At 67.6% G+C, this 13,261-nt stretch carries 12 protein-coding genes and 1 pseudogene; 11 read left to right on the top strand and 2 right to left on the bottom strand.

The annotated features are described in order from the left end of the window. The 3 genes and pseudogenes from ACI3KU_RS16360 to ACI3KU_RS16350 all read left to right on the top strand — a co-directional run. Window positions 1-209: pseudogene (locus ACI3KU_RS16360) on the top strand (carbohydrate ABC transporter, N-acetylglucosamine/diacetylchitobiose-binding protein); the annotation flags it as partial. Continuing rightward, window positions 206-1,228 (top strand): carbohydrate ABC transporter permease, encoded by a 1,023-nt coding sequence (locus tag ACI3KU_RS16355; RefSeq protein WP_404923386.1) that lies wholly within the window; start codon window positions 206-208, stop codon window positions 1,226-1,228. The pseudogene ACI3KU_RS16360 and the gene ACI3KU_RS16355, both read left to right, overlap by 4 nt. After that, the gene (locus tag ACI3KU_RS16350) at window positions 1,225-2,133 is read left to right on the top strand and encodes a carbohydrate ABC transporter permease (protein ID WP_404923385.1); all 909 of its coding nucleotides are present in this window, start codon (window positions 1,225-1,227) and stop codon (window positions 2,131-2,133) included. Before ACI3KU_RS16355 ends, ACI3KU_RS16350 begins: the two co-directional genes overlap by 4 nt. A gap of 56 nt (window positions 2,134-2,189) precedes the next feature. On the opposite strand, the gene ACI3KU_RS16345 is transcribed toward ACI3KU_RS16350, so the two are convergent. Further along, window positions 2,190-4,097: a prolyl oligopeptidase family serine peptidase gene (locus ACI3KU_RS16345; protein ID WP_404923384.1), complete on the bottom strand. Its 1,908-nt coding sequence runs from the start codon at window positions 4,095-4,097 to the stop codon at window positions 2,190-2,192. Between the two features lie 222 nt (window positions 4,098-4,319). On the opposite strand from ACI3KU_RS16345, the gene ACI3KU_RS16340 reads away from it, so the two are divergent. Both ACI3KU_RS16340 and metE read left to right on the top strand, forming a co-directional pair. Then, window positions 4,320-5,267 (top strand): methylenetetrahydrofolate reductase, encoded by a 948-nt coding sequence (locus ACI3KU_RS16340; RefSeq protein WP_404923383.1) that lies wholly within the window; start codon window positions 4,320-4,322, stop codon window positions 5,265-5,267. After that, window positions 5,264-7,582: a 5-methyltetrahydropteroyltriglutamate--homocysteine S-methyltransferase gene (metE, locus tag ACI3KU_RS16335; RefSeq protein ID WP_404923382.1), complete on the top strand. Its 2,319-nt coding sequence runs from the start codon at window positions 5,264-5,266 to the stop codon at window positions 7,580-7,582. The genes ACI3KU_RS16340 and metE overlap by 4 nt, the downstream gene beginning before the upstream one ends. Window positions 7,583-7,645: 63 nt before the next feature. Here the strand turns inward: metE and lexA are convergent, their stop codons facing one another. After that, on the bottom strand, window positions 7,646-8,383 hold the full coding sequence (gene lexA, locus ACI3KU_RS16330; protein ID WP_404923381.1) for a transcriptional repressor LexA: 738 nt from the start codon (window positions 8,381-8,383) through the stop codon (window positions 7,646-7,648). A gap of 249 nt (window positions 8,384-8,632) precedes the next feature. Between lexA and ACI3KU_RS16325 the strand changes: the two genes are divergently transcribed. From ACI3KU_RS16325 to ACI3KU_RS16300, 6 genes are all read left to right on the top strand, one after another. Next, on the top strand, window positions 8,633-9,040 hold the full coding sequence (locus ACI3KU_RS16325; protein ID WP_404923380.1) for a LysM peptidoglycan-binding domain-containing protein: 408 nt from the start codon (window positions 8,633-8,635) through the stop codon (window positions 9,038-9,040). A 250-nt stretch (window positions 9,041-9,290) separates the two neighbouring features. Then, complete coding sequence (locus tag ACI3KU_RS16320) at window positions 9,291-10,370, top strand: histidinol-phosphate transaminase (protein WP_404923379.1); 1,080 nt, start codon at window positions 9,291-9,293, stop codon at window positions 10,368-10,370. 1 nt (window position 10,371) lies between these two features. Then, a complete protein-coding gene (gene hisB, locus ACI3KU_RS16315; protein WP_404923378.1) occupies window positions 10,372-10,989 on the top strand; it encodes an imidazoleglycerol-phosphate dehydratase HisB in 618 nt (205 codons plus the stop codon). Continuing rightward, a complete protein-coding gene (gene hisH, locus ACI3KU_RS16310) occupies window positions 10,986-11,642 on the top strand; it encodes an imidazole glycerol phosphate synthase subunit HisH (RefSeq protein WP_404923377.1) in 657 nt (218 codons plus the stop codon). Before hisB ends, hisH begins: the two co-directional genes overlap by 4 nt. A 31-nt stretch (window positions 11,643-11,673) precedes the next feature. Beyond that, the gene (priA, locus tag ACI3KU_RS16305) at window positions 11,674-12,420 is read left to right on the top strand and encodes a bifunctional 1-(5-phosphoribosyl)-5-((5-phosphoribosylamino)methylideneamino)imidazole-4-carboxamide isomerase/phosphoribosylanthranilate isomerase PriA (protein WP_404923376.1); all 747 of its coding nucleotides are present in this window, start codon (window positions 11,674-11,676) and stop codon (window positions 12,418-12,420) included. After that, complete coding sequence (locus ACI3KU_RS16300; RefSeq protein ID WP_404923375.1) at window positions 12,404-13,171, top strand: SseB family protein; 768 nt, start codon at window positions 12,404-12,406, stop codon at window positions 13,169-13,171. The genes priA and ACI3KU_RS16300 overlap by 17 nt, the downstream gene beginning before the upstream one ends. Window positions 13,172-13,261: the final 90 nt, after the last annotated feature.

Below are 13,261 nucleotides of genomic sequence, written 5' to 3'. Positions count from 1 at the left end.
TGTCGCAGGTCGAGATGATCGACGCGGCAGGGTCGGGCATGTTCACCATCAAGTCCACCAACCTGTATGGCATGAACTCTGATCAGCTCCCGATCTGGAACTCGTTCCTGGACGGCAAGATGACCGTTGAGGAGATCACCAAGCAGCTCCAGGCCCTCGTCGACAAAGTCCGCAACGACAGCTCCGTCGAGAAGATCGAGATCAAGTGAGCAATTCCACCGTCAGCGGTGGACCGGCCCTGGCGACGGCCGCGGTCACAGCAGCCCAGACGGGGCGGCGCAAGCCGTCCCGTCTGGGGCGGCGGAAGCTGACGTTTGACTTCGTCTCGTTCCTGGTGGTGTTCCTCGGAGTGCCGCTGGCGATCTTCCTGATCTTCGTCATCTCGCCGTTCGTGCAGGCGCTGTACTACGGCATGACGAACTGGACCGGCTTCTCGCCGAACATGCAGTTCACCGGGATCCAGAACTTCGTCACCCTTTTCAACGACCCGATCTTCATGCGCGCGATGATGAACAACATCGTGCTCGCGCTGATCGTGCCGCTGATCACGATCGTCATCGCACTCATCTTCGCCAGCATGATCACGGTGGGCGGGCCCAGCCACGGCCAGGTCCGCGGTCTCAAGGGGTCCACCTTCTACCGCGTGATCTCGTTCTTCCCGTATGTGATCCCGGCGATCGTGATCGCGATCCTGTGGAACATGATCTACGCGCCGACGGGCCTGTTCAACGGAGTTCTCGGGCTCATCGGGTTGGACACGAATCAGTTCTCCTGGCTCGGTGACGAGCGCACCGCCATGGGCGCGACGATCTTCGTGATCGTCTGGAGCATGGTCGGGTTCTACATGATCCTGTTCATCGCCGCGATCAAGGGCATTCCCGCGGAGACTCTGGAGGCGGCCCGCATCGACGGCGCCGGTCGCTGGCGTACGGTGCGCTCGATCCTCCTGCCGCAGATGCGCGACAACGTTCAGACGGCGTACATCTACCTCGGCATCATGGCTCTCGATGCGTTCGTCTACATGGCCGGTCTGAACTCCACGGGCGGTCCTGGCAACAGCACCCTGGTGATGAGCCAGTACCTGTTCCGCACCGCGTTCGAGAAAGGCCAGTTTGGTCTCGCCACCGCGATGGGCATCGTGCTCGCCGTCATCACGCTGCTGTTCGCAGCGCTGATCATCGGCCTTTTCCGTCTCTTCGCCGGTCGTGATGAAGGAGGTCGCTCATGAGCGCCGACACCCGTGCCTCCGTCACGATCAACCGCAAGTCCCGCGCTCCGCTCCCGGTGCGCACGGTGAAATCCACCACCAGCGACAAGGTGGTGGGCGGTGCCTCGCACGTCGTCATGGCGCTGTGGTCGCTGGTCGTCATCCTCCCGATGATCTGGACGCTGATCGGCTCGTTCAAGACGACGAAGGAGATCTTCGCGTCGCCGTTCGGCCTGCCCGCCGACTGGAACTTCGACAACTACGTCAGTGCCTGGGTGGACAACGCGTTCGGCCAGATGTTCATCAACACCGTGATCGTGGTGGGCGTCTCGCTCGTGCTCGTCATGGTGCTGGGGGCGATGTGTGCGTATGTTCTGGCGCGCTTCGAGCTGCCGGGCAGCAGGGTGATCTACTACCTGATGCTCGCCGGCCTCACCTTCCCGGTGTTCCTCGCGATCGTGCCGTTGTTCTTCATCCTGCAGAGTATGGGGCTGCTGAACACGCTGCCGGGTCTCATCGTCACGTATGTGGCGTTCGCGCTGCCGTTCACGGTGTTCTTCCTCTTCTCGTTCTTCAAGTCGTTGCCGTACGAGATTCAGGAAGCCGCCTACGTCGACGGTGCCAGCGAATGGCGCACGTTCTTCCAGGTGATGCTGCCGATGGCCAAGCCGGGAATGTCGGCGGTCGCGATCATGAACTTCCTGGGGCTGTGGAACCAGTTCCTGCTGCCGATCTCGCTGAACACCAACAAGGACAACTACGTGCTCTCTCAGGGCATGGCGTCCTATGCGTCCTCGGCGGGATACGCCCTCGACTTCGGTCAGATGTTCGCGGCCGTGATGATCACGATCATCCCGGTGCTCGTCGTCTACATCCTGTTCCAGCGTCAGCTACAGGGTTCGGTGTCTCAGGGCACGTCGAAGTAATCTCGCACGAACGGGCGGTGCCTCTGAGGAGGCACCGCCCGTTCGTCATTCCAGGTTCAGTCGAAGCTCAGCGGGGCGATTCCCTCGGGCGCGAAGCCCCACGCGGCGGCGAGGAACGCCAGTTCGCGCTCCGTCGCGTCGATGATGGTGTCGCGACTGCGGAATCCGTGGGACTCCCCCGGGTAGAGGACGTAGGAGTGCGGCACGCCACGCGCAGCGAGAGCATCCCGGATCATCTCCGATTGCGACGGCGGCACGACGGGATCGTCGGCACCCTGCAGGATCAGCACCGGAGCGGCGATGCGATCCGCGTGCGTCAGAGGCGAACGCTCGACGTAGATGTCCTCATCCTCGGGGAATCGACCGATCAGTCCGTCGAGGTAGCGTGCCTCGAAGTCATGCGTATCCGTCGCGAGCGTGCGAAGGTCGGCGACGCCGTACCGGCTGATTCCGGCGGAGAAGGTATCGCCGCGCTCGAGAGCGCCGTACACGGTGAGTCCGCCGGCAGAACCGCCCTTCACCGCGAGGCGTGCAGAGTCCGCTGCACCCGTGGCGGCGAAGGATGCCGCCGCGTTCAGCACATCATCGATGTCGACGATGCCCCAGGCACCCGCGAGACGTTCACGGTACGCGCGCCCATAGCCGGTCGATCCTCCGTAGTTCACGTCCAGCACTCCGATTCCGCGGCTGGTGAAGTAGGCGACCACGGAGGAGACGCCACCCGAGACATGCGATGTGGGACCGCCGTGAGCCAGCACTACGTACGGGGGACGTTCTCCCACCGGCGCCGTCGCCGTGGGATGCGTGGGCGGATAGTCGAACGCATGCACCTCGCCGCGCTCACCGGCGAAGCTCACCTGGCGCGACACCGGCAGCCACGACGCGTCCCAGGGCAGCGTGCCCCCGGCGATGAGGCGCGGCTCGGCGGCCTCATCCGCGTCGACCACCCAGAAGCCCGTCGGGATCGTGGCGCTGCTGCCGGATAGCAGCACACGGGATCCGCGCACGGCCTCCACGTGGACGTCGCTGGTGATCGGCACGTTCAGCGCCTGCACGCTCTCGCCGGTGATCAGCACGAGCTCATCGGTGCCGTTCGTGCGCACCGCCACGATGCGTCCGTCCTCCAGTGGCGCGAACCATCGTGCTCCGAGCACCCAGAGTGGCCCACCGGTGTCCGCGTCCGCGGGTGCGAGAGCGCGCTGGGCGACCTCATCCGGAGACGTGGCGTACAGGTTCCAGCGCCCGGTGGGGTCATCGGTGAAGAGCACCGAGCCGTCTGCCGCCCAGGCCACCTGCGTCGTACAGGTGCGTGACAGCGTGCGGACGTCGTGCACGCCATCGGCACCGAGGATCCCGACGCGCGCCTCGGCCGCGTCCCAGGGCATGGACGGATGACTCCACGCGATCCACGCGAGACGTGTTCCGTCGGGGCTGATGGCGGGGCCGGCAAGGAAATCGCTGCCGGCAGCGAGCGAGATCAGGGGGGTGGGATGCTCGACCGCTGAGCCGTCGAGCGGAACGTCCACGATGTCGCGCTCGGGAACGGGAGCAGCGGTGTGCACCTCCCGGACTGCCAGCAGGCGCCCGCGCTGCAGCCGCAGGCCGCCGAATCGTGCGGCAGGATCGATCGGCGTGAGGGGCCGTGGATCGGCAGAGCCTGCGGCAAGCAGGTAGATCCGCTGGTCGCTCTTCTCCACGAAGAGCAGGTCGCCGGCATCGGTCGCCGCCCACGCCCCGCCGCCGTACTCGTGCACCCGAGAACCAGCGCTCCACGGCGACGGCAGCAGGGGAGCGGTGTCACCCTCGCGGTAGATCGCCATTCGTCCGCCCTCGGCGGGAATGGACTGCGCCCACCACACCTCATCGCCCACGAAAGTGGCTCCGTCATACCGCGGCGCGGCCGCGGCGACGTCTGCGGCAGTGATGATCGACGGCCAGGTTCCAAAGGGGAGGGTCTCGCTCATGACTCGACCCTACTCGCCGGCACGGACATTGACGGGGCCCCGCCGAGGGGCCGAGAGGCGCCACACAACAGCGTCCTGACACATGACGTCACACCGTCGACACACGACGTCACACCCATTTCGATGCCCCTGTGATCGTGACCTATCTTTGACCCACCGCCGCGGAGTCCAGCGACGGTGCGGAGGGGCCCGCCATCCGTCCCCACTCACCGAGATTGACCGATGTCCTGTACCACCTCCTCCGTACCGTTCTCCTTCGAGCTGTACCCGCCGCGCACTGAGCAGTCGCGGGAGGCGTTGGAGACGACCATCCAGGCCCTCGCTGCTGCGGGCCCCCGGTTCATCTCGGTCACCTACGGTGCCGGCGGCTCGGTGGGCGGCCGCTCGCTTGATGTTCTGAAGTACATCCGCCAGCACACCACCGTCGAGCCGCTGGCCCACCTCACCTGCGTGGGCAACACCTACTCCGGCGCCGCGACGCTCATCCGCGAGTTCCTCGACGCCGACATCCGCAGCTTCCTGGCCCTCCGCGGCGACCTTCCGGCCGGCATGACCGAAGCGGACGCCTTCGAGGGCGATCTGGAATCCGCCGCCCAGCTGGTGCAGCTCATCGACCGAGTCCAGGCGGAGCGCGCGCCCTACGTGGAAGCCGACCTCCCGGGTCTGCCGGGGGCGGCGCGTGTGGATCCGCGCCAGCGGGTCGACATCGCCGTGGCCGCCTTCCCCAACGGCCATCCGCGGTCGCGATTCCCGCGCGAGCACATCGATGCGCTGCTCGCCAAGCAGGCGGCCGGCGCGACGCTCGCCATCACCCAGCTCTTCTTCCACCCGGAGGACTACCTCGGTTTCGTGATCCGTGCGCGCGAAGCCGGAGTCACCATCCCCATCCTTCCCGGCATCATGCCGATCACCTCCCCGCAGCGACTCCGCCGCGTTCTCGAGCTCACCGGCGAGGACATCCCGGGCGAGCTGATCGTTGGCCTCGAGATCGAGCCGACGCCTGAAGGCCAGCGTGAGCTCGGCGTGGCCTACGCCGCCAAGCTCGCGCGCGCCGTTGTCGATGGCGGTGCCCCCGGGGTCCATCTCTACGCGTTCAACAATCACGACACGGTTCTCGCGGTGCTTCGCGAGGCCGGCATCCTCACCTCACATAAGGAGACTGCACGATGACCGCTTTCCCCGCCGGGACGATCCTCGGCTACCCGCGCATCGGACGCCGCCGCGAGCTCAAGCGAGCCGTGGAGGCGCACTGGGCGGGAAAGAGCAGCGTCGAGGAGCTGGAGAGCACGGCGGCGGAGCTGCGCGCCGCCACGCGTCGTCGCCTGGCCGACCTCGGCCTCGGCCGTGAGGACTCGTCGATCCCGGAGTCCTTCTCCTACTACGACCAGGTGCTCGATCTGACCGTGGCGGTCGGCGCCCTTCCGACCCGCTTCCAGGACCTTCGCGGTGCGGACGGCTCGTTCGGGCTCGACGCCCTGTTCACGGCGGCGCGCGGCGTGGGTGAGCACGCCCCCCTGGAGATGACGAAGTGGTTCGACACCAACTACCACTACCTCGTGCCCGAGATCGGTCCGGAGACCGCCTTCTCGCTCTCGTCCGACCGCTTCGCACAGCAGGTGGCCGAAGCGCGCGAAGACGGGTTCACCACGCGTCCGGTGCTCGTCGGCCCGGTGACCTTCCTCGCACTCGCGAAGGCCTCCGATGAGGCTGGGGCGGACTACCGTCCGCTGGAGCGCCTGGAGGACCTGCTGCCGGTGTACGTCGAGCTGCTCGCCTCTCTCCGTGCCGCTGGTGCCGAGTGGGTTCAGCTGGACGAGCCGGCCCTGGTCAGCCAGAGCCTGCCGTACTCCGACGCCGAGCTCGCCGCCGCTGCCGAGCGTGCCTATGCGGTGCTGGGTGCGGCTGCCGGTCGCCCGCAGATCCTGGTCGCCTCCGGCTACGCGCAGCTCTCGGCCGAGGCGTGGAGCGTCCTGGCCGCGGCTCCCGTCGAGGCGCTCGCCATCGACCTCACTCGTGGGTCGCTGCTGGCGCCGGTCGCCGGTCTGGAGACCAAGGTCCTGGTCGCCGGTGTGGTCGACGGCCGCAACATCTGGCGGGGCGATCTCGCCGCCGCCTTCGACAAGCTGGAGGCCGCCCGCGGTCTTGGCGCGGCGCAGGTCTCGGTGGGAACGTCGACGTCCCTGCAGCACGTTCCGCACGATGTGGCCGATGAGGAGCAGCTCGATGAGCGGCTCCGCTCCTGGCTGGCGTTCGCCGACCAGAAGGTCCAGCAGGTTGAGGTGCTCGCGCGCGGACTCGTTGACGGCCGCGACGCGATTGCCGCGGAGCTCGATGCCGCGACGGCCGCGCTGGCCGATCGTGCAGGCGCGCCGGGCGTTCGCGTGGACGCCGTCCGTGCTCGTACCGCCGGCCTCGCCGCCGTCGACTTCGAGCGCGGCAACGAGGAGGAGCGCGTCGCGGAGCAGACCGCGGCCCTGGGCCTTCCGGTCCTGCCCACCACGACGATCGGATCGTTCCCGCAGACCGGTGACATCCGTCGTGCTCGTGCCGCGCACGCCAAGGGCGAGATCGACGACGCCGCCTACGAGGGCTTCCTCCGCGACGAGATCTCTCGCGTGATCGACCTCCAGCACGACCTCGACATCGACGTGCTGGTGCACGGCGAGGCCGAGCGTAACGATATGGTGCAGTACTTCGCCGAACTGCTGGACGGCTTCGCCGTGACGCAGAACGGCTGGGTGCAGTCGTACGGCTCGCGTGCAACGCGTCCGTCGATCCTGTGGGGCGATGTGTCGCGTCCGGCCCCGATGACGGTGCGTTGGGCCGAGTTCGCGCAGTCCCTGAGCGAGAAGCACGTGAAGGGCATGCTCACGGGACCCGTGACCATCCTGGCGTGGTCCTTCGTCCGCGACGACCAGCCGCTGGCCGAGACCGCGAACCAGGTCGGTCTCGCGCTGCGCGACGAGATCACCGACCTCGAGAACGCCGGCATCAAGATCATCCAGGTGGACGAGCCCGCCCTGCGCGAGCTTCTGCCGCTGAAGGCCGAGGACCAGGCGCCGTACCTGGATTGGTCGGTGGGCTCCTTCCGTCTCGCGACGGCCGGTGCACACAACGCGACGCAGATCCACACGCACCTGTGCTACTCGGAGTTCTCCGTCGTGATCGACGCGATCACGGCGCTCGATGCCGATGTCACCTCGATCGAGGCGGCGCGCAGCCGCGGCGACGTGATCGACGACATTCGCGACTCCGGCTTCCCGCACGGCGTCGGCCCGGGTGTCTGGGACATCCACTCGCCGCGCGTGCCGTCCGTGGAGGAGCAGCAGGCCATCCTGCAGCGCGCCGTGGACGTTCTGCCGCACCAGCTCGTGTGGGCGAACCCGGACTGTGGTCTGAAGACCCGTGGCTACGACGAGACGGTGGAGTCGCTGCGCAACCTGGTGGCGGCGACGAAGAACGTCCGTGTCGGCATCAGCGCCTGACCTGGCAAACGCCCGAGGCCCCCGGATCTCAGATCCGGGGGCCTCGGGCGTTTGGTCGCGGGGTCAGATGGCGCGGAGCACGGCGACGACCTTGCCGAGGACCGTCGCCTCATCACCGAGGATGGGCTCGAACGCGGTGTTGCGGGGGAGGAGCCAGGTGTGGCCGTCGCGACGGCGGAAGGTCTTGACCGTGGCCTCGCCGTCGAGCATCGCGGCCACGATGTCTCCGTTGTCGGCATCGTTCTGCACGCGCACCACAACCCAGTCACCGTCGCAGATGGCGGCATCGATCATCGACTCGCCGTTCACCTTCAGCATGAACAGCTCGCCCTTGCCCACGAGCTGACGCGGCAGCGGGAAGATCTCCTCGACCTGCTGGTCCGCCGTGATCGGCACACCGGCTGCGATCTGTCCGACCAGCGGGACCAGTGCCGCATCGCCCACCGGGGTCATCGCGTCTGCGGGGTTCTCGGCGGCCGTACCCGGCAGATCGATCAGCACCTCCATCGCGCGGGTCTTGCCCGGATCGCGACGCAGGTATCCGCTGAGCTCGAGCTGGCCCAGCTGGTGCGTGACGCTGGACAGTGACTTCAGGCCCACCGCGTCACCGATCTCGCGCATGCTCGGCGGATAGCCGTTGCGCGCGATGGAGCGCTGAATGACCTCCAGGATGGCGAGCTGCTTCTCGCTGAGACTCCGACGGCGTCGGGTACCGGTGCGTCCGGTGCTCTCCACGGGGCGATCGGAGCCTGTCGCGGGGCCGCTCTCCAGCGTGGTGTCGGGGCCGGATGCCTCGCTCATGTCCTTGCTCCTTCGGGCGAAAACGCCAATGTCGGTGGTCCGTGGTGTGCTGTGCGTATCGAAACCGTATCCGAGTTTCGAGTGATCCGAGGACTTTTGTTCGAGCGTGTCGCTGATTTCGATCAGCCGGGATTCGAAAAACGGGTTGACGGATTCGTACATCGAACATATATTCGGTACGTAGGTTCGCATCCGGCCCTCCCGGCCGAGGCCCGGATGCGAACCATACCGAGAGAGGGAGGACAGAACATGAGCACCATCAGCATCGCCACCGGCATCACCGCCTCGCCGGCACCGCGTTTCACGTCGGCATCGTCGTCGCAGACCTCGCCGCGCACGCGTCTGCGCATCACCGCGCGCGGTCGTCGCGTGCTCACCTTCCTTGCGAGCCTTCCGCTCATCGCGGTGATCGCGGTCGCTGTCCTGAGCGGCGGTTCGGCGATCGCCTCTCATGAGGCCGGTGCCCCGGCGGGCACGTTCACGAACATCTCCGTCATGCCCGGCGACTCACTGTGGAGCATTGCCACCACGGTGGCACCGGAGGCAGACCCGCGTGATGTGGTTGCCGAGATCTCTCGCCTCAACAACCTGCACACGGACGCGCTGTCGGCAGGGCAGACGCTCGCGATCCCGAGCTCCTATTTCGACGCTGAGTAGGTATCAGACCTGAGGAGTTCGCACGCTGGGGCGTGCTCGCCGGCACATGCGTCGGCATGGCCCCGGGGTGCGGTCCCTCGTCCAGATCCAGATCCAGCCGGTCCGCGCCTCTTTCTCTCTCTCTTGCGCGGGCCGGCTTCGTCGTTTCTGGTGTCGTCGGGAGGGGCCGAGCGTCTGATGGTGGGGAGCCGTGTCGGATCATGACAGTTCCGAATCGGCGCCACGGCCCTTCGCGGCCTAGCATGGAGCGGTGACTGCCTCTCTCGGTGACCTTCCCCTTCGTGATGATCTACGCGGGATGACGCCCTACGGCGCCCCGCAGGCTGCTCTTCCGGTCGCGCTCAACGTCAACGAGAACACGCATCCGATTCCCGATGACGTGGCAAGCGGGATCATCGATGCCATCTCGCTCATCATCCGCGACGTCAACCGCTACCCGGATCGTGAGTTCACGGCTCTTCGCGAGGGGTTTGCGAAGTATCTCGGTCACGGCCTGAGCGCCGACCAGATCTGGGCGGCAAACGGGTCGAACGAGGTCCTCCAGCACATCATGCAGGCCTTCGGCGGGCCGGGACGCACGGTATACGGCTTCGGCCCGACCTACTCGATGTACGGTCTCCTCGCTCGCGGAACCGGTGCGACGTGGGCGGTGGGGGAGCGCGGCGCGAACTACACCCTGACGGCCGAGTCCGCCGCCGCGCAGGTCCGCGAAGCCGCACCCGACATCGTGCTGCTCTGCTCGCCCAACAACCCGACCGGAACGCCGCTGAGCTTGGACGTGGTCGAAGGGGTCTACGACGCCACGGACGGCATTGTCGTCGTCGATGAGGCGTACGGGGAGTTCGCGCCGCATGACCAGCCCAGTGCCTTGACGCTCCTCGAAGGGCGTCCGCGGCTCGCGGTGTCGCGCACGATGAGCAAGGCGTTCGCGTTCGCCGGAGCGCGTGTCGGGTACCTCGCCGCCGATCCCGCTTTCATCGACGCGCTCCGCCTCGTCCGCCTGCCGTATCACCTGAGCGCGATCACGCAGGCCGCGGCGCTGGCTGCCCTCCAGCACGCCGACGAGATGCTCGCGATGGTCGACGAGATCGTCGTCCAGCGCGATCGCATGTTCGCTACGCTCGAGGCCCTCGGCTACGAGCCCTCGCCGTCCTGGACCAACTTCATCCTGTTCGGTGGGGTCGCCGATCCCGCGGCCACGTGGCAGGCGCTCTACGACCAGGGCGTGCTGATCCGCGACGTCGGAATCCCCGGGACCCTGCGCGTCAGCGCCGGCACCGAGGATGAGACCACTGCATTCCTCGACGCCCTCGCCTCACTGGGAGCCTGACATGACCGCCGACCTCACCACCCACCGCACCGCTCGTCGCGAGCGGGCGACCAGCGAGTCCACCGTCGAGCTCGAGCTCGACCTCGACGGCACGGGGCAGAGCAGCATCGACACCTCGGTGCCGTTCTTCAACCACCTGCTGACGGCGTTCGCGAAGCACTCGCTCACGGACCTCACGGTGCGCGCCCACGGCGACACCGATATCGACGCGCACCACACCGTGGAGGACGTCGCGATCGTGCTGGGTCAGGCAATTCGCGAAGCGCTCGGCGACAAGAGCGGCATCGCCCGCTACGGCGACGCCCTCGTTCCGCTGGACGAGGCGCTGGCGCAGGCGGTCGTCGACATCTCCGGACGTCCCTACCTCGTGCACACCGGGGAGCCCGACGGGTACGAGTTCCACCTCATCGGGGGGCACTTCACCGGATCGCTGGTGCGGCACGTCTTCGAGGCCATCGCGTTCAATGCTGGTCTCACCGTTCACGTGAACGTCGTTTCGGGACGAGACCCGCACCACATCGCGGAAGCGGAGTTCAAGGCCTTCGCGCGGGCGTTCCGTCGGGCCAAGGCCCTCGACCCGCTGGTCGACGGCATTCCGAGCACCAAGGGCGCGCTATGAGCGCCGAAACACGCCCCGTCGTTGCGGTTCTGGACTACGGCTCCGGCAATGTCCACTCCGCGGTCAAGGCGCTCGAGGCGGCAGGGGCGGATGCCCGGCTGACCAAGGATCGCGCGCTGGTGCTCGACGCGGACGGTCTGGTCGTCCCGGGCGTCGGTGCCTTCGCTGCGGTGGCCGAGGCGCTGCGGGCTCAGCGGGCCCACGAGCTGATCGGACGCCGTCTCGCGGGAGGCCGGCCCGTGCTCGGCATCTGTGTCGGCATGCAGGTGCTGTTCGAGCGCGGGATCGAGCGCGGGATCGAAGCGGACGGACTCGACGAATGGCCGGGGACGGTCACCGAGCTTGACGCCCCGGTGCTTCCGCACATGGGATGGGACACGGTGGAGGCTCCGGAAGACTCGGTGCTGTTCCGCGGTATCGAGGACGAGCGCTTCTATTTTGTGCATTCCTATGCGGCGAAGGACTGGCCGCTGGAGGTCTACGGAAGCTTCCCGAAACCGCAGCTCACCTGGTCCACGCATGGCGATCGCTTCCTGGCGGCCGTGGAGAACGGCCCGCTGTCGGCGACCCAGTTCCACCCCGAGAAATCGGGCGATGCCGGAATCCGGCTGCTCGCGAATTGGATCGGCAGTCTTGCCCGGACTAGTCTCTGAACCTGTTGTGACCGCCGTACACGAGGATAAAATGAACGACTTCGCGTCCACCCCCGCACTCACGCTGCTCCCCGCCGTCGACGTCGCCGATGGCAAGGCGGTGCGCCTGACCCAGGGTGAGGCCGGCTCGGAGACCAGCTACGGCGACCCCATCGACGCCGCACTCGCCTGGGCTGACCAGGGTGCCGAGTGGGTGCACCTCGTGGACCTGGACGCCGCCTTCGGGCGCGGCAACAACACGGCGATCCTTCGCAAGGTGATCCGCTCGCTGCGCGGCGTGAGCATCGAGCTCTCGGGTGGCATCCGCGACGACGCCTCGCTGGAGGCGGCGCTCGAGAGCGGGGCGACTCGCATCAACCTCGGCACCGCAGCGCTGGAGAACCCCGAGTGGGCCGCCGACGTGATCGCCCGCTATGGGGACGCGATCGCGGTCGGGCTGGACGTGCGCGGCACGACGCTCGCCGCGCGCGGCTGGACGCAGGACGGCGGTGACCTCTGGGAGGTCCTGGACCGCCTGGAAGACGCCGGCTGCAGCCGTTACGTCGTCACCGATGTGACCAAGGACGGGACGCTGCGCGGCCCGAACCTGGAGCTGCTGCGCGAGATGACCCAGCGCACGCCGAAGCCGATCGTCGCCTCCGGCGGCGTGTCGAGCCTGGATGACATCGCCGCGCTGCGTGAACTCGTTCCGCTGGGCGTCGAGGGTGCGATCGTGGGCAAGGCGCTGTACGCGGGTGCATTCACGCTGGCCGAGGCGCTGGATGTCGCCGGCGCGTAACATCGGCGACTCCGCCGGCGTTCCCTGGGAGGGGCGTCGGTTCGAGGAGAACGCGAACGCCGCCGACGATGGCTCGGCTGATCCGCGACTCGACGCGGCCCTACGTGGGTTCCGTGATGGATCGGCGCGCCAGGAAGACGTGATCGACGCGCTGCGCCAGGCGCGCGTGCTGGTTCCCCTTGTTGCCGAGAAGGGTGACGAGGGCGTCGGGCCGACCGGTCTGACCGTGGACAAGACGCAGGAGCTGTCGCTCATCACGGTGGCGGCGCCCGATGGCCGCACCGTGCTTCCGGTCTTCTCCAGCGTCGCGACGCTGAGCGCGTGGGATCCGCAGGCCCGACCGATTCCCGTGGCCGGGCTGCGTGCTGCGGTGTCAGCCGCGTCGGATGGAACCGAGCTGATCGTGATCGACCCGACCTCTCCGACGGAGTTCGTCGTGCGTCGTCCCGCGGTCTGGGCGATCGCGCAGGAGCAGCCGTGGACGCCGAGCCCGCAGTCGCCCGAGGTGTTCACCGCGCTCCAGGAGTCCGTGGGAACGGAACTCGCGGTGATCGATGCGACCGTGTCCGCCGGGGATCCCGAGGCGCGCCTGCGCGGCCCCGAACTCGTGATCACCCTGCAGCTCATGGACGGACTCGACCAGCATGAGCTCGACGCGGTGCTGCAGCGCCTCGTGCAGCGCTGGGCCGCCGACGATCGGATGGCGACGCTCGCCGACTCCCTCTCCGTCCGCCTCCGCCGCGCCCCCTGACACCGGATCCTCACCGCGAGAAACCCAAGCAAGGCCGAGAAACCCCGCGTTGCAGGGTTTCTCGGACTTGCTTGGGTTTCTCGGGTGGGG

This window comes from Microbacterium sp. ZW T5_56 (genome assembly GCF_044987425.1).
Classification (GTDB): Bacteria; Actinomycetota; Actinomycetes; order Actinomycetales; family Microbacteriaceae; genus Microbacterium.
Note: the sequence above shows the minus strand (reverse complement) of the source record. Positions and strands in the feature narration are given on the sequence as shown.